General features: G+C 73.5%; 15 protein-coding genes. 12 read left to right on the plus strand and 3 right to left on the minus strand.

The genetic code is table 11. The annotated features are described in order from the left end of the window. Window positions 1-84 precede the first annotated feature (84 nt). The 5 genes from GA0070214_RS00550 to GA0070214_RS00570 all read left to right on the plus strand — a co-directional run bounded on the left by GA0070214_RS00550 (window position 85) and on the right by GA0070214_RS00570 (window position 6,042). Window positions 85-1,170: an FUSC family protein gene (locus tag GA0070214_RS00550; protein WP_167364168.1), complete on the plus strand. Its 1,086-nt coding sequence runs from the start codon at window positions 85-87 to the stop codon at window positions 1,168-1,170. A gap of 43 nt (window positions 1,171-1,213) precedes the next feature. Then, the gene (locus GA0070214_RS00555) at window positions 1,214-2,329 is read left to right on the plus strand and encodes a M24 family metallopeptidase (protein ID WP_208602642.1); all 1,116 of its coding nucleotides are present in this window, start codon (window positions 1,214-1,216) and stop codon (window positions 2,327-2,329) included. Beyond that, the gene (locus tag GA0070214_RS00560; RefSeq protein ID WP_091257853.1) at window positions 2,326-3,468 is read left to right on the plus strand and encodes an acyl-CoA dehydrogenase family protein; all 1,143 of its coding nucleotides are present in this window, start codon (window positions 2,326-2,328) and stop codon (window positions 3,466-3,468) included. The genes GA0070214_RS00555 and GA0070214_RS00560 overlap by 4 nt, the downstream gene beginning before the upstream one ends. Window positions 3,469-3,559: 91 nt before the next feature. After that, the gene (locus tag GA0070214_RS00565; protein WP_091257855.1) at window positions 3,560-4,042 is read left to right on the plus strand and encodes an Lrp/AsnC family transcriptional regulator; all 483 of its coding nucleotides are present in this window, start codon (window positions 3,560-3,562) and stop codon (window positions 4,040-4,042) included. A 293-nt stretch (window positions 4,043-4,335) separates the two neighbouring features. Next, window positions 4,336-6,042 (plus strand): CDP-glycerol glycerophosphotransferase family protein, encoded by a 1,707-nt coding sequence (locus GA0070214_RS00570; protein ID WP_244167484.1) that lies wholly within the window; start codon window positions 4,336-4,338, stop codon window positions 6,040-6,042. Window positions 6,043-6,097: 55 nt separating this feature from the next. Here the strand turns inward: GA0070214_RS00570 and GA0070214_RS00575 are convergent, their stop codons facing one another. Beyond that, on the minus strand, window positions 6,098-6,709 hold the full coding sequence (locus GA0070214_RS00575; protein WP_091257860.1) for a histidine phosphatase family protein: 612 nt from the start codon (window positions 6,707-6,709) through the stop codon (window positions 6,098-6,100). Between the two features lie 48 nt (window positions 6,710-6,757). Further along, entirely contained in the window at window positions 6,758-7,597 is an 840-nt protein-coding gene (locus GA0070214_RS00580; protein ID WP_091259752.1) for a helix-turn-helix transcriptional regulator, read from the minus strand. A 101-nt stretch (window positions 7,598-7,698) separates the two neighbouring features. Between GA0070214_RS00580 and GA0070214_RS00585 the strand changes: the two genes are divergently transcribed. Together GA0070214_RS00585 and GA0070214_RS00590 are read left to right on the plus strand one after the other, a co-directional pair. Further along, window positions 7,699-8,406: an SDR family NAD(P)-dependent oxidoreductase gene (locus GA0070214_RS00585; RefSeq protein ID WP_091257863.1), complete on the plus strand. Its 708-nt coding sequence runs from the start codon at window positions 7,699-7,701 to the stop codon at window positions 8,404-8,406. 118 nt (window positions 8,407-8,524) lie between these two features. Further along, window positions 8,525-8,719: a CsbD family protein gene (locus GA0070214_RS00590; RefSeq protein ID WP_091257866.1), complete on the plus strand. Its 195-nt coding sequence runs from the start codon at window positions 8,525-8,527 to the stop codon at window positions 8,717-8,719. Window positions 8,720-8,829: 110 nt separating this feature from the next. Here the strand turns inward: GA0070214_RS00590 and GA0070214_RS00595 are convergent, their stop codons facing one another. Continuing rightward, window positions 8,830-10,236 carry a KamA family radical SAM protein gene (locus GA0070214_RS00595; protein WP_091257868.1) on the minus strand — a complete coding sequence of 469 codons (1,407 nt, stop codon included), beginning with the start codon at window positions 10,234-10,236 and terminating at the stop codon, window positions 8,830-8,832. Window positions 10,237-10,379: 143 nt separating this feature from the next. Between GA0070214_RS00595 and kdd the strand changes: the two genes are divergently transcribed. From kdd to kal, 5 genes are read left to right on the plus strand one after another with little or no spacing between them, the layout of a single operon-like run. Further along, window positions 10,380-11,441 (plus strand): L-erythro-3,5-diaminohexanoate dehydrogenase, encoded by a 1,062-nt coding sequence (gene kdd / locus GA0070214_RS00600; protein WP_091257874.1) that lies wholly within the window; start codon window positions 10,380-10,382, stop codon window positions 11,439-11,441. Window positions 11,442-11,446: 5 nt separating this feature from the next. Next, entirely contained in the window at window positions 11,447-13,018 is a 1,572-nt protein-coding gene (locus GA0070214_RS00605; protein ID WP_091257876.1) for an amidohydrolase, read from the plus strand. Then, window positions 13,015-14,574 carry a lysine 5,6-aminomutase subunit alpha gene (kamD, locus tag GA0070214_RS00610; protein WP_091257878.1) on the plus strand — a complete coding sequence of 520 codons (1,560 nt, stop codon included), beginning with the start codon at window positions 13,015-13,017 and terminating at the stop codon, window positions 14,572-14,574. The genes GA0070214_RS00605 and kamD overlap by 4 nt, the downstream gene beginning before the upstream one ends. Next, complete coding sequence (gene kamE, locus GA0070214_RS00615) at window positions 14,571-15,323, plus strand: lysine 5,6-aminomutase subunit beta (RefSeq protein WP_091257881.1); 753 nt, start codon at window positions 14,571-14,573, stop codon at window positions 15,321-15,323. The genes kamD and kamE overlap by 4 nt, the downstream gene beginning before the upstream one ends. Beyond that, on the plus strand, window positions 15,320-15,712 hold the full coding sequence (gene kal, locus GA0070214_RS00620) for a 3-aminobutyryl-CoA ammonia lyase (RefSeq protein ID WP_091257882.1): 393 nt from the start codon (window positions 15,320-15,322) through the stop codon (window positions 15,710-15,712). The genes kamE and kal overlap by 4 nt, the downstream gene beginning before the upstream one ends. The last annotated feature ends 20 nt before the right edge of the window (window positions 15,713-15,732 follow it).

Raw genomic sequence — 15,732 nt, forward strand, 5'->3', positions numbered from 1 at the left:
CTACCGGAGCGCCGCCGGGGTAGAGGGGAGCGTGACCGCGCCCGGGCCGTACCGCCGGTGGCGCCCGGACCGCCGGGACGCGCCGTGACCGGCGTGGTGGCCGTCGCCCGGCGGCACGCCCAGGAGGCGTACGAGCGGCTGCGCCGGTACTTCATCGTCGCCCTCCAGGCCGGGCTGGCGGCCGGGCTGTCCTGGTACATCGCCAACACCCTGCTGCACAACCCGCAGCCGCTGTTCGCGCCCGCCGCCGCCGTCGGCACCATCGCCGCGGCGATCGGCAACCGGGTACGCCGCACCGCCGAACTGCTCGGCGGGGTGGTCCTCGGGGTGCTCGTGGGCGACGTGATCATCCAGGTGATCGGGAACGGGCCCGTGCAGACCGGGCTGGTCGTCGCGCTGGCCATCTCGGCGGCGGTGGTGTTCCGCGGCAGCGGGGCGGTGATGGTGCAGGCCGGCAGCACGGCCGTCCTGCTGGGCACCGTCGAGCCCGCCGGACCGGACCTCGCCGTGCCGCGGACCGCCAACGCCCTGGTCGGCGGCGGGGTGGCCGTGGTGGTGGCGCTGCTCCTGCTGCCGCTGAACCCGGTCCGGGTGGTGCACCGGGCCGCCGGTCCCACCCTGGACCTGTTCGCCCACCAGCTGACGGTCGCGGCCGAGGCCCTCGCCGCCGGCGACCCGGGACGGGCCGACGCCGCGTTGGAGCGGCTCCAGTCCGCCGAGGCGGAGCGGAGACAGACCACCGAGATCGTCGCGGCGGCCGCGGAGGTGGCGTCGCTGTCCCCGTGGCGGTGGGGGCGCCGGTCCCAGCTGCGCCGCTACGAGCACGCCGCCAACCACCTGGAGCTGGCCTTCACCAACAGCCGCAACATGGTCCGCCGGGTGGTCGCGCTGCTCGACGCCCGGGAGCCGGTGCCGGCCGACCTGCCGAAGGCGATCGAGACCTTCGGGCAGTCGCTGCGGCTGCTGCACCGGGACTTCCTGGCCGGCCGGACCCCCGAGATCGCCCGGTCCCGGGCCCTGCACGCCGCCGCCGCGGCCCGCCGGGCCCGGACCGCGGGGCTCGGCTTCTCCGGCACCATCGTCGCCTCGCAGGTGTTCATCGTGGTCGGCGAGCTGCTGCAGGCGTCCGGGCTGACCAAGGCCGAGGCGGACCGGATGGCCGGGGTCTGAACGGCCACCGGGGTCCCGCCACCGCCCAAACGACCGTTAAGCTCTGGGGGTGGGAACCGACGAGTTGTACCCGGCCGAGCGGCTGGCCGCCGCCCAGCGCGCCACGGCCGCCGCCGGGCTGGACGCGCTGCTGCTCACCCCGGGCTCCGACCTGCGCTACCTGACCGGCTACGACGCGCACGAGGGGGAGCGGCTCACCTGCCTGGTGCTCCCCGCCGAGGGCGAGCCCACCCTCATCGTGCCGGTGCTGGAACGCCCCGGCGCGGAGGCCGCGCCCGGCACCGGCTACCGGATCGTCGACCACGCCGACGGCACCGACCCGTGGCCGCTCGTGCGGGCCGCGCTGCCCGGCCCGGCCACCGCCGTGGGGCTCGCCGACCGGATGTGGGCCGAGCAGGTGCTCGCCCTGCGCGCCACGCTGCCCGACGCGACCCAGCGGCTCGCCTCCGAGGTGCTGCGCGAGCTGCGGATCCGCAAGTCGCCCGCCGAGGTGGCCGCCCTGGCCGAGGCGGGCGCCGCGATCGACGCGGTGCACCGGCGGATGGGGGAGTGGCTGCGCCCCGGCCGGACCGAGGCCGAGGTGGCCGCCGACATCGCCGCCGCCATCCGGACCGCCGGGCACGTCCGCGTCGACTTCGTCATCGTGGCCGCCGGCCCGAACGGCGCCAGCCCGCACCACCTGACCGGCGACCGGCCGATCCGGGCGGGCGAGCCCGTGGTCGTCGACATCGGCGGCACCATGCCGTCCGGCTACCGCTCCGACTGCACCCGCACCTACGTCGCCGGCGGTCCCGCCCCGGCCGAGTTCACCGACGACTACGCCGTCCTGCACGAGGCGCAGCGCGCCGCCGTGGCGGCCGTCCGCCCGGGGGTGACCGCCGAGGCGCTCGACGCGGTCGCCCGGGACATCATCGCCGCCGCCGGTCACGGTGACGCGTTCCTGCACCGCACCGGCCACGGCATCGGCCTCGACACCCACGAGGACCCGTACGTCGTGGCCGGCAACCCCCGGCCGCTCGAGGCCGGCATGGCGTTCTCGGTCGAACCCGGGATCTACCTCGCCGGGCGGCACGGCGCCCGGATCGAGGACATCGTCGTCTGCACGACGGACGGCGGGCAGCGGCTCAACACCACCCCCACGGAGCTCATCGCGCTATGACTGTCGACCGGATCCTCCCCACCGACGAGGCCCACGACCTGCTGGACCTCGCCACCGAACTCGCCGACCGGGAGCTCGCCCCCAGGGCCGCCGGCTTCGAGGAGCGCGCCGAGTTCCCCCGCGACGTCCTGCGCACCCTGGGCCGGGCCGGCCTGCTCGGCCTGCCCTACGCCGAGGAGCACGGCGGCGCCGCCCAGCCGTACGAGGTCTACCTCCAGGTGCTGGAGATCCTCGCCAGCCGCTGGCTCGCCGTCGCCGAGGCGGTCAGCGTGCACACCCTGTCCTGCTACCCGGTCGCCCAGTTCGGCACCGACGCGCAGCGCAAGCTGCTGCCCGACATGATCGGCGGCGAGCTGCTGGGGGCGTACTGCCTGTCCGAGCCGCAGGGCGGCTCCGACGCCGCGGCCCTGACCACGAAGGCGGTCCGCGACGGCGACGACTACGTCGTCTCCGGCACCAAGGCGTGGATCACCCACGCCCGGGTCGCCGACTTCTACAACATCTTCTGCCGCACCGGCGGCCCCGGCCCGAAGGGCATCTCCTGCCTGCTGGCCGACCGGAACACCCCGGGCATCCACCCGCAGGCCGCCGAGCGGACCATGGGCCTGCACGCCTCCCCGGTCGCCCAGATCGCCTTCGACGACGCCCGGGTGTCGGCCGACCGGCTCATCGGCGGCGAGGGGGCGGGCTTCACCATCGCCATGTCGGCCCTGGACTCGGGACGGCTCGGCATCGCCGCCTGCGCGGTCGGCCTCGCCCAGGCCGCCCTGGACTACGCCATCGGCTACGCCCGGGAGCGCCAGCAGTTCGGCCGGCCCATCATCGACTTCCAGGGGCTCGGCTTCACCCTGGCCGACCACGCCACCCAGATCTCCGCCGCCCGGGCGCTGACGCTGGCCGCGGCCCGGCTGCGCGACGCCGGCCGGCCGTACTCGATCGAGGCGGCGAAGGCGAAGCTGTTCGCCACCGACATGGCCATGCGGGTGACCACCGACGCGGTGCAGGTGCTCGGTGGCGCCGGCTACGTCGCCGACCACCCCGTCGAGCGGTACATGCGCGAGGCGAAGGTGCTCCAGATCGTCGAGGGCACCAACCAGATCCAGCGGCTGGTCATCTCCCGGGCCCTCGCCAAGGGCTGATCGACCCGCTGCGCGACGACCCGGCCCGCACAGCGTCACGGTGGCGGGCCGGGTGCACCGTGGGAGCGCTTTTCCAGGTAGGTTGCACCGCGTGGAGGAGATCGACCGCGCCATCGTCGCCGCACTGACCGGGGACGGTCGGCTGTCGTACACGGACCTCGCCGAGAAGGTGGGGCTGTCGGTGTCGGCCGTGCACCAGCGGGTCCGCCGGCTGGAGCAGCGCGGCGTCATCAAGGGATACACGGCCCGGGTGTCGTTCGAGGCGCTGGAGCTGCCGCTGACCGCGTTCGTGGCGATCCGGCCGTTCGACCCCTCGCAGCCGGACGACGCCCCGGAGCGGCTCGCCCACCTGCCCGAGATCGACTCGTGCTACTCGGTGGCCGGCGAGGACTTCTACCTGCTGCTGGTGCGGGTGGCCAGCCCGGCGGACCTGGAGCGGGTGCTGCAGGAGATCCGGACGGCGGCGAACGTCACGACCCGGACGACCGTCGTGCTCTCCACCCCGTACGAACACCGCCCGCCGAAGGTCGGCCCGGACCCGGTGGACCAGCACCGGCTGCGCGGCGTCGGCTGAGCCGGCGGGCCGACAAGGCTCCAGGCTCGACCACCACCTCACCGCCGAACGGCATGGATGTCGCCGGACCGGACAGGTGCGGTGGCGCGTGCGCCGCCAGGGGCGGGGACGTGCGGGCCCGCCCCCGCGGTTCGCCTACTGTGAACCCACCGTTCACCGAGCCGCGACGGCTCGCGGAGCGGGTTCAGCACGGCGAAGAAGGAGTTGGCGTTGCATCAGAACCTGCTGGCGACATGCCGGGGCCGGGCGAGGCGGCCACGGTGGATCGGCCCGTCGTCGATGGGGATCGGGCGGTGACGGCGGCGAAGCCGGGCCGGTCCCGGTTGAGCGGAAGGCTGGCGGAGGCGCGGACGTCGGCCGCCGGCGCGCGCCTGCCCGCCCTGACGGTCGAGCTGGCGGCCCTTGCCGCCCTGCTGCTGGCGGCGGTGGGCGACTCCCGCCTCTGGGCGCTCGCCCCGGCCGTCGTCGCGGTCGGGCTGCTGGCCCGGACCTGGCGCGCCGGCCCGGTGGTCGCCGGCAGCTCCGTCGTGGCGCGCGTGCTCCTGCTCGCCTGCGCGTACCTGCTCGGCGCGGTCCGCGGTCTCGATCCCACCTTGGCCGTCGGTGTCGCCGTCGCGAGCCTGGCGGTGCTCATCGAACCGCTGGTGGCGGCCATGTACGAGGCGGTCTACCCCGTCGCGGCCAACCTGCCCGGCCTCGGGTCGCAGCCGGAGCGGAGCCCCAACCCGGGCCGGGTGGCGCTGGTCAACGGCGCCGCGGTGCTCGTGGCGCTGGTCTGCGCGTTCACCGACCTGTCCGGGGGGATCGCGCTGGCGGTGGCCGCCGTGGCGCTCGGGTTCACCGGGTTCACCGCGCTGCAGGGGCTGCGGGCGTTCCGGGCGCGGCGCGGCCAGGAGAGGAAGCTGCTCGCCGCGCTGACCGCCTACGAGCCGGCCTTCGTGGTGCACTGGAACGCCCCCGCCGGCACCGCCTACCAGCTCGCGATGTGGTTGCCCTACCTGGAGCGCCTCGGCCGGAAGTTCTTCGTGCTGGTGCGCAACCAGACCAACTTCGACGAGGTCGTGGCCCTCACCAAGGTGCCGGTCGTCATGCGGATGGGGCTGAACCAGCTGGACGACGTCATCGCCCCGTCGCTGCGGGCGGCCTTCTACGTCAACACCGCGACGGTGAACAACCACGTCATCCGGTACACGAACCTGAAGCACATCCAGCTCAACCACGGCGACAGCGACAAGGTGCCGAGCCACAACCCGGTCTTCCGGATCTACGACAAGAACTTCGTGGCGGGCCAGGCCGCGATCGACCGGTTCGCGGCCAACGGCGTCAGCATGCCCGCGGAGATGTTCACCATCGTCGGGCGCCCCCAGGTCGAGAACGTCGAGATCGCCACCGGGCCGATCGCGTCGATCGCCAACCCCCGGGTCCTGTACGCCCCGACCTGGGCCGGCTTCTACGCCGACTCCAACTACTCGTCGCTGCTGGCCGGCTACGACATCGTCAAGGCGCTCGTCGCTCGCGGGTGCAGCGTCGTCTTCCGGCCGCACCCGTACTCGAAGCGGTCCGTGGAGCTGACCCGCGAGTGCGAGCGGATCCGCACGCTGCTGGCCGACGACCGCCGGACGAACGGGCGGCCCCACGTCTTCGGCGCGGAGGCGGAGGTGGCCATGACGGTCGCCGACTGCTTCAACGCCTCGGACGCCATGGTGTCGGACGTGTCGAGCGTGGTGGCGGACTACCTGTACTCGGAGAAGCCCTTCGTGATGGTGGCCGTCTCGACGCCGGCGGCCCAGTTCGCCGAGGCGTTCCCGCTGGCCCGGGCGGCCTATGTGATCGACGCCCACGGCGGCCGTGTGCAGGGCCTCGACGCGGCCCTCGACGACCTGCTCGGCAGCGACCCCCTGGCCGCCACCCGGCGCGACCTCAAGAAGTACTACCTGGGGGACATCCCGGCGGACCGGTACGCGCAGCGCTTCCTCGACGAGGCCGGTCGCTACCTCTGACCGTCGACGGCTCCGGTTCGGCGTCGCCGCCGAACCGGAGCCGGCCGGTGAACGGTCAGTGCCGGGCCGCCCGGTCGGGGCCGGTCGTGGTCGTCTGCGGCACCGGCTGGTTCCACCGCAGGATGACCCGCCGGCCGTGCTCGTGACCGAGCACGCTCACGGTTGCGGTGTCCAGCCGCAGCAGCCCGCCCGCGGACGGCGGCAGGCCGATCCAGCGCGCGCCGAGGACCCGCAGGCTGTGCGCGTGGCCGACCAGCGCGACGCTGCCCCGCTCCAGCAGCGGGGTCACCCGGTCGAGCACCCGGTCGAGCCGGGCGCCGACCTCGGCGGGGGACTCCCCGTCGGGGCAGCCGTCGGTCCAGATGTTCCACCGCGGGTTCTCCTCGTGGATGTCCACGGTGGTGCGCCCCTCGTAGGCGCCGTAGTTCCACTCGGCCAGGTCCGGGTCGGTGGCGTCGACGGTGAGCCCGGCGAGGTGGGCGGTGCGGGTCGCGCGCTGCCGGGGGCTGGACAGGACCCGGGCGAAGCGCCGGCCCGCGAGCGCCGCGGCGAGCGCCCGCGACTGCCGCTCGCCGTCGGGGGTCAGCTCCAGATCGGTGTACGAGGTGTGCCGGCGGCTGGCGCTCCAGGTGGTCTCGCCGTGCCGGATCAGCAGGATCTCGCTCACCCGTCCAGTCAACCACGGACCGGCGGTCCGGGCTCCCGTGGCGGGAGGTCACCCTCGCAACGACTGGGTGCCGAGCACGGTCAGCAGGGCGAAACGTTCGGCGTCCGTACTGCCCGGATCGGCGGAGTAGACCATGATCCGCAGGTCGCTGCCGGCCACGGTGAGCACGTCGCAGTCGAGGGTCAGCGGCCCCACGTGCGGGTGGTCGACGGTCTTGCGCGCCGCCGTGTGCCGGCCGACCGCGCCCGCGTCCCACAGCTCGGCGAACCGGGGGCTGTGTGCCCGCAGGTCGGCCAGGAGCCGGCCCAACCGCGGGTCGGCCGGGTAACGGGCGGCGGCGGCGCGCAGATCGCCGACCAGTGCGGCCTCGAACCCGCGTCGCTCCTCCGGGCTGAGCCGGACCCGCGAACCGGTGCCGAGGAAGTGCCGCCACACGCCGTTGCGCTGCTCGCCCCGCCACCCGGACGGGTCGCCCATGAGCGCCGCGTACGGCGGGTTGGCCACCAGCAGCGTCCAGGAGGCGTCGTAGACCGCGACCGGGGTACCGGTCAGCCGGTCCAGCAGCCGCTGCACGCTCGGCGTGACCTCGGTGGGCATGACCTGCGGGCCGGGTGGCGCGAGCCCGGCCAGCCGGTGGAGATGGTCCCGCTCGACGCCGGAGAGCCGCAGCGCCCGGGCCAGCGCCGCGACGACCTGCGCCGACGGGTGGGAGGCGCGGCCCTGCTCGAGGCGGGTGAGGTAGTCGACCGAGATTCCGGCCAGCAGGGCCAACTCCTCCCGGCGCAGTCCGGCCGCCCGGCGTGACCGGCCGGCGGGCAGCCCGGCGGCCTCGGGCGGCACCCGGTCGCGCCAGCGCCGAACCGCCTGCCCGAACTCCGCCTCCGTCACGCTCACCAGTCTGCCCGGCGGCCCTCCCGACCGGGTGGCCCTGGCAGTCCCAGGAAAACCGGCGCCTGGCTGGCCGCCTGGTGCGGGCGGAGCCTTGTGCCATGACGACGACACTGATCACCGGAGCCAACAAGGGGCTCGGGTTCGAGACCGCCCGCCGGCTGGTGGCCGCCGGGCACACCGTCTGGATCGGCAGCCGGGACGCGGAGCGCGGCCGCCGCGCCGCCGAGCGGCTGGGTGCGCGTTTCGTCCCGCTGGACGTCACCGACGACGCCTCGGTGGCGGCCGCGGCACGCATCGTCGAGGCCGGCGGGGGACTGGACGTGCTGGTCAACAATGCCGGGATCGAGGGCCGCACGGAGGGCAACGGCGTCATCGGCGCCGCCGAGACGACCGCTGAGGTGATGCGGACGCTGTTCGACACGAACGTCTTCGGCACCGTCCGGGTCACCCACGTGTTCCTGCCGCTGCTGCAACGCTCGGCCGCCCCGGTCGTGGTGAACGTGAGCAGTGGCCTGGCCTCGGTGACCCGGCTCACCGACCCGGCGGACCCGGCGTACGGCTACCCCGGCGTGGCGTATCCCGCCTCGAAGGCGGCGGTCAACATGCTCACCGTGCAGTACGCCAAGGCGTTCCCCGGGATGCGGATCAACGCGGTGGAGCCGGGGTTCACCGCTACGGACCTCAACGGGCGCACGGGCACCCAGACCGTCGAGGAGGGCGCGGAGATCATCGTCCGGATGGCCCAGGTGGGCCGGGACGGCCCGACCGCCGGTTACTTCGATTCCTCCGGCCCGTTGCCCTGGTGAACCCGCTCACAACCTATCTTCCTAGGATGCCTTACACGACGTGCGCTCCGGCACAGCGTTTGGGGGAACCGGCACCGGGGACGCAACCGCGGAAGCCCGAACGAGCCGAGGAGGCGGGATGAGCTTCACCGACAAGGCGAAGAGCCGGGCCCAGGAGATGGCCGGCATGGCCAAGGAGCGGATCGGCAACGCCACCGACAACGAGCGGTTGCGGGCCGAGGGCGCCAACGAGCAGAGCGCCGCCCGGGCGCGGCAGGCCGGGCAGAACGTCAAGGAGGCCGGACGCAACGTCCGCGACGCCTTCGACAAGTGATTCGTGCGCCGGCGGGCCCCCGGGTGGATTCGGGGGCCCGCCGGCGTGCGCCTGGATGCGCGTCGCCCCCGCGGGCCGGGTGGCTCGCGGGGGCGACGAGGTGGTGCGGGTCAGTCGTCGCGGTGGGCGCTCCACCAGGCCTGACCGGCCTCCGGCAGGGTGTCGATCGGGTCGTAGTAGGCGTAGCGCTTGTTGAGCGCTTCGAGGTCGGCGGACTCGATCGACGTGCGGTAGTTCTTGGTCCAGTACGAGATGCCGCGTTCACGGTCGTACTCGGTGAGCATGTGCACCCAGCGCTTGCCGACGAACGGGACGTCACAGACGATCCGCGGGGTCGCGTAGCCGGGCAGGTAGCCCATGATGTCGTGCTGGAGCTGCTGGGCGTGCCACACGGGGACCCGCCAGTGCTCGGCGTTGGGGATCATGTCGCACATGTAGAAGTAGTACGGCAGGATGCCCGCCTCGCCCTGGAGGGCGAAGCAGAGGTCGAGCAGGTCGGCGCTGGTGGCGTTGACGCCGCGCATGAGCACGCCCTGGTTGCGGACGTCGCGGACGCCGACGTCGAGGGCGGTCTGGGCGGCCTTGGCGACCAGCGGGGTGATCGACTGCCGGTGGTTGACGTGCGTGTGGATGGCCAGGTTGACGCCGCGGCGGGCGGCGGTGCGGGCGACCCGTTCGAGGCCCTCGACGACGTCGGCCTGGAGCCAGTGCTGGGGCAGGCCCATGAGGGCCTTGGTGGCGAGGCGGATGTCGCGGATGGTCTCGATCTCGAGCAGCCGCATGAGGTAGGACTCGAGGTTCTTCCACGGCACGTTGGCCACGTCGCCGCCGGAGACGACCACGTCGCGGACGCCCGGGTGGGCCTTGAGGTAGGCGATGTGGGCGTCGTAGCGGTCGACGGGCTTGAGGGTGAGCTTGAGCTTGTCGACGGCGGGGGTGGAGTTGCCGACGAGATCCATCCGGGTGCAGTGCCCGCAGTACTGCGGGCAGGTGGAGAGCAGCTCGGCGAGGACCTTGGTGGGGTAGCGGTGGGTGAGGCCTTCGGCGACCCACATGTCGTGCTCGTGGAGGCTGTCGCGGCTGGCGTAGGGGTGCGAGGGCCAGTCGGTGCGCCGGTCGGAGGCGACGGGGATCATGTAGCGGCGGATCGGGTCGGCGAGGAACGCCTCGGTGCTCATGGGCTCGAACGGCACCATGGTGTTGAGCATCTGCGGCGGCACCAGCATCGACATGGTGGCCAGGGCCTTCTGGTCGGCCTCGAGGTCGGCGTAGAAGGTCTCGTCGACGAGGTCGCCGAGGACGGTGCGCAGCTGCTTGATGTTCTTGACGCAGTTGACCCGCTGCCACTGGGCGTTCTCCCACTGCTCGCGGGTGACGTGGCGCCAGCCGGGGAAGCGGGTCCAGTCGGGTTCGACCAGGGGGCTGCGGCGGTATTCGTACGGCTGCCCGGCGGTCGGTACGGCGACCGGGGCGTGACGGGGTTGAGGGATGGTCTCAACCGGTTGGGTCTGGGTCACGGCCCCTCCTGACTGTGGTGCGGGTGATCAGCGATCCCGAAGGCTACTGGAAAATATCCGGTGAAGAAATTAGTCTGCCGGAAGTTTTCCCGCGACGCGAGCCCTGACCGGGGTTTCGGGCGGCTGGACATTGGGGGGTCGGCGTGACGTCACCGGTGGGTCTGCACCGAGTCGTGGAACCGGCGGGGGTGCTGCCGCAGGCGGCGTGGCGGCTGGACGCCGACCCGCGGATCGCCGCGAACGAGGTGCGGATCCGGGTCGAGCGGCTGAACCTGGACGCGGCGAGCTTCCGGCAGCTGTCGGAGAAGCACGGCGGCGACGGGGAGAAGGTCCGCGCCGAGGTGCTGGAGATCATCTCGATCCGGGGGAAGATGCAGAACCCGGTCACCGGCTCCGGCGGCATGCTGATCGGCACGGTGGACGAGGCCGGGAAGCGGTCCCCGCTGGGCCTGCGGCCGGGCGACCGGGTGGCCACCCTGGTGTCGTTGACGCTGACCCCGCTGACGATCCTCGACGGGCTGGCCCGCTGGGACGGGCGCAGCGAGCAGGTTCCCTGCGACGGGTACGCGATCCTGTTCGCCCGGTCGATCGCCGCGGTCCTGCCGGCCGACCTGCACCCGGAGCTGTCGCTGGCCGTGCTGGACGTGTGCGGCGCGCCCGCGCTGACCGCGCGCGTGGTGGCCGAGCAGGTGGCGCGGCGCCGCCGCGAGGAGGACCCGCGCCCGGTGACGGTGGCGGTGATCGGCGGGGCCGGCAAGAGCGGTTCGCTGTCGCTGGCTGCGGCGCGGCGGGCGGGTGCCGGCCGTACCGTCGGGGTGGTGCCCGTGGCCGGGGAGCGCGCCGCCCTCGAAGCGGCCGGCCTGGCCGACGTGGTGGCGCTGGCCGACGCCCGCGACCCGGTGGGCCTGTCCACGGCGGTGACCACGGCGCTGGGCGCCCCCGCCGACGTGACGGTGGTCTGCGTGGACGTGCCGGGCTGCGAGCACGGGGCGGTCCTGGCCACCGAGGACGGCGGCACGGTGATCTTCTTCTCGATGGCGACGAGCTTCGCGGCGGCGGCGCTGGGCGCGGAGGGCCTGGCCGCGGATGTGACCATGCTGGTGGGCAACGGGTACGTGCCGGGTCACGCCGAGCTGGCGCTGGACCTGCTGCGCGGCGAGCCGGGGGTGCGTCGTCTGTTCGAGGCCCGCCTGGCGGCAGACTGAGCATCATGACGAACCCCTCGACCTTGTACCGCGGCGGAGTGCTGCACTGTCCGGCCGACCCGAGCGCGACGGCGTTGCTGGTGCGTGACGGGCGGATCGCCTGGTTGGGCGCCGACGGCGACGCGCCGGCCGCCGACCGGGTGGTGGAGCTGGGCGGGGCGCTGGTGACGCCGGCGTTCGTGGACGCGCACGTGCACGCCACGGACACGGGGTTGGCGCTGTCGGGGCTGGACCTGTCGGCGGTGCGGTCGGCGTCCGGGCTGCTGGAGGCGGTGGCCGCGTTCGCGGCCGGCTTGCCGGGTGACGCGGTGGTGCTGGGGCACGGCTGGGACGAGTCGTTCTGGGCGGAGCCGGTGCTGCCGGACGCGGCGGCGCTGGACCGGGCGGCGGGGGGCCGCAAGGTGTACCTGTCGCAGGCGTCGATCCATTCGGCGCTGGTGTCGGCGGCGCTGCTGGCGGCGTGCCCGGATGCGGCGGCGGCGGCCGGTTTCGACCCTTCGGGTTGGCTGCGGCGCGACGCGCACCATGTGGTGCGGGCGGCGGCGTTCGCGTCGGTGACGCGGGCGCAGCGGGTGGCGGCGCAGCGGCGGGCCCTGGCGCACGCGGCGTCGCTGGGTATCGCGGCGGTGCACGAGTGCGGCGGTCCGGACATCTCCGACGAGGAGGACTTCACCGGGCTGCTGGCGATCTCGGGTGCCGGGGTGCCGGAGGTGTACGGGTACTGGGGTGAGCTGCTGGGCGCGGCGCGGGCGCGGGAGCTGGGCGCGGTGGGCGCCGGGGGTGACCTGTTCGCCGACGGGGCGCTGGGTTCGCGGACGGCGCACGTGTCGGCGGCGTACCTGGACGGGGAGCCGGGGGCGTGCGGGCACGGGTACGTGACGGCGGAGCAGGTGCGTGACCATCTGCTGGACTGCTCGGCGCACGGGTTGCAGGGCGGTTTCCACGCGATCGGGGACGCGGCGATCGGCACGGTGCTGGAGGGGTTCGCGCAGGCCGCGCAGAAGGTGGGCGTGGACCGGTTGCGGGCGGCCCGGCACCGGGTGGAGCACGCGGAGATCATGAGCAAGCGGTTGATCGCCGGGTTCGTGGAGTACGGGATCGTGGCGTCGATGCAGCCGGCGTTCGACCGGTTGTGGGGCGGGGCGGGCCGGATGTACGAGTCGCGGCTGGGGCTGTCCCGGTCGTTGGAGTCGAACCCGATGGGCGCCATGCACGGGGTGGGTGTGGCGCTGGCGTTCGGGTCGGATTCGCCGGTGACGCCGCTGGACCCGTGGGGGTCGGTGCGGGCGGCGGCGGCGCACCACAACCCGGTGCAGCGGATGAGTGTGCGGGCGGCGTTCGCGGCGCACACCCGGGGCGGGTGGCGGGCGGTGCACCTGGACAACGAGGGGGTCCTGGCGTTGGGGGCGCCGGCGACGTTCGCGGTGTGGGAGACCCCGGCCGGGGTGGAGCGGGGGCTGCCGGTGTTGCAGGCCGAGGACCCGGAGGCGCGCGGCGCGGAGGATCCGACGCCGCTGCCGGTGTGCCGGGCCACGGTGCTGCGCGGTGACGTGATCTATCAGGAAGGCGTTTCGTGAGCGGCAAGCTTGGGTTGGATCCGGCGCTGGTGGCGCGGGCGCGGGAGTTGGCGCGCCGGGCCGGGCAGCCGGTGGTGGATCTGGCGCGCAGCCACACCACGGTGTCGGTGGAGCGGGCGGTGCTGCGGCTGGCCGGGGTGACCGGCGCCGACCCGGACGGGATCCCGTGGGTGAACCGTCTCGTGGACGCGGTGGTGGCCGATGTCGGTCTGGGCCACGGGGTGGCGGCGCCGGTGTTCGACGCTCTCGCGCGGGAGCAGATCGGCGACGTGACGTTGCTGGCGCAGAAGGCCGCCGCCGGGTCGGTGCGGTTCACCCAGCCGACCGGCAAGGCCGCCACGGCGGCCCGGCGGGCGGCCCGCAAGGCGGTCGCCGCGGGGGTGCGGCAGATCGACCGGCGGCGGGCCGAGCGGGACCGCCTGGTGAAGCGGTACGGGGATCCGGAGCAGCGGCCGTGGATCTACCTGATCGTGGCGACCGGTGACATCTACGAGGACATCCCGCAGGCGCAGGCCGCGGCGCGGGCCGGGGCGGACATCATCGCGGTGATCCGCTCGACGGGGCAGTCGCTGCTGGACTACGTGCCCGAGGGCGCCACCCGGGAGGGTTTCGCCGGCACGTACGCGACGCAGGAGAACTTCCGGTTGATGCGGGCGGCGCTGGACGAGTCGTCGCGGGAGCTGGGCCGGTACGTGCGGTTGACGAACTACGCGTCGGGTCTGTGCATGCCGGAGATGGCCACCCTGGCGGGCCTGGAGCGGCTGGACATGATGCTCAACGACTCGATGTACGGGATCCTGTTCCGGGACATCAACCCGATCCGCACGTTCGTGGACCAGCGGTTCTCCCGGCAGGTGCACGCCCGCGCCGGGATCATCATCAACACCGGTGAGGACAACTACCTGACCACCGCCGACGCGGTGGACGAGGCGCACACGGTGACGGTGTCGCAGCTGCTCAACGAGTATTTCGCGCACGAGGCGGGGCTGGCGGACTGGCAGCTCGGGCTGGGGCACGCGTTCGAGATCAACCCGGACCTGCCGGAGTCGTTCCGGCTGGAGCTGGCGCACGCGCTGCTGGCGCGGGAGTTGTTCCCCGACGCGCCGTTGAAGTGGATGCCGCCGACGAAGCACATGACCGGTGACGTGTTCCGCGGCAACCTGCTCGACGGGTTCTTCAACCTGGTGGGCACCATGACGGGGCAGGGCATCCTGCTGGTGGGGATGATGACCGAGGCGGTGGTCACCCCGTGGCTGTCGGACCGGGACATCGCCCTGCAGAACGTGCGGTACGTGCTGGGCGCGGCGGGCGGGCTGCACGAGGACTTCGTGCCGGCGCCGGGCGGGTTCATCCAGCAGCGCGCCCACCGGGTGCTCGGGGAGGCCGTGGATCTGCTGGAGCGCATCGGTGACCAGTCGCTGCTGACGGCGATCGCCGAGGGCACGTTCGGGATCATGAAGCGGCCCGCGGACCGGGGCAAGGGCCTCGACGGTGTCGCGAGGCACGAGGCCGACTACTACAACCCGGCCACGGACATCCTGGAGCAGGCGGCATGACGGAGAAGAAGATCGTCCGGCCGTACGGGGACACGACCGGCGACGGCATGGTGCAGGTGTCGTTCACGCTGCCGGTGCCGCACGACAAGCGCGCCGAGGGCGCCGCGGTGCAGCTGGCGAACAAGATGGGCATGGACCCGGCGATGCTGGTGCACGCCAAGCAGATGGGCGACGGGTTCACCTTCTTCGTGGTCTACGGGCGGGTGAACCACCTCGTGGACCTGGACAAGGTGCAGGTGGTGGAACGGGACTTCCCGCTGCTGTCGGCCAAGGAGGTGAACACGGTGGTGAAGCAGCGGCTGCGGCGCAAGCTGTCCGTGGTGGGCGCCTGCATCGGCACCGACGCGCACACCGTGGGCATCGACGCGATCCTCAACGTCAAGGGCATCGCGGGGGAGAAGGGCCTGGAGTACTACCGGGAGCTGAAGGTCACCAACCTGGGCGCGCAGGTCAGCGTGCCCGAGCTGGTCGAGGCGGCCCGGCAGGAGAAGGCCGACGCCGTGCTCGTCTCCCAGGTCGTGACGCAGCGCGACGCGCACCTGCACAACACCCGGGAGATGTCCGCGGCGTTCCGGGAGGCCCTGCCCGCGGGCAAGCGGCCCCTGCTGATCGTCGGCGGTCCCCGCTTCGACGAGACCATGACCGGGGAGCTGGGCGTCGACCGGATCTTCGGCCGCGGCACCACCCCCGGCGAGGTCGCCAGCTACCTGGTCCACGCCCTCATCACGGACAAGAAGGCGAGAGCATGAGCGATCCCCGGGTCGGCCTGACCGTCACCCACCGCCGGTACGTGCCGTACTCCCACGCCCACTACGCGGGCAACCTCGTCGACGGGGCGTACGCGCTGGGGTTGTTCGGGGACGTCGCCACCGAGGTGTGCATCCGCACCGACGGCGACGAGGGGCTGTTCGCCTCCTACTCCGACGTGCAGTTCAAGGCGCCCATGAAGGCCGGTGACGTGCTCGAGGTGATCGCCACCGTCACCCGGGTCGGCACCCGCAGCCGCACCATCGACTTCGCCGCCCGGGTGGTGTGCCGGGGCCGCCCCGACAAGTCGGAGTCGGCCGCCGAGGTCCTCGCCGAGCCGATCGTGGCGGTCACCGCGACCGGCACGGTGGTCGTCCCCCCAGCGGCGTGAGCGCGAGGAGCGAGCCGGGG

This window comes from Micromonospora chaiyaphumensis (assembly GCF_900091435.1).
Taxonomy (GTDB): domain Bacteria; phylum Actinomycetota; class Actinomycetes; order Mycobacteriales; family Micromonosporaceae; genus Micromonospora; species Micromonospora chaiyaphumensis.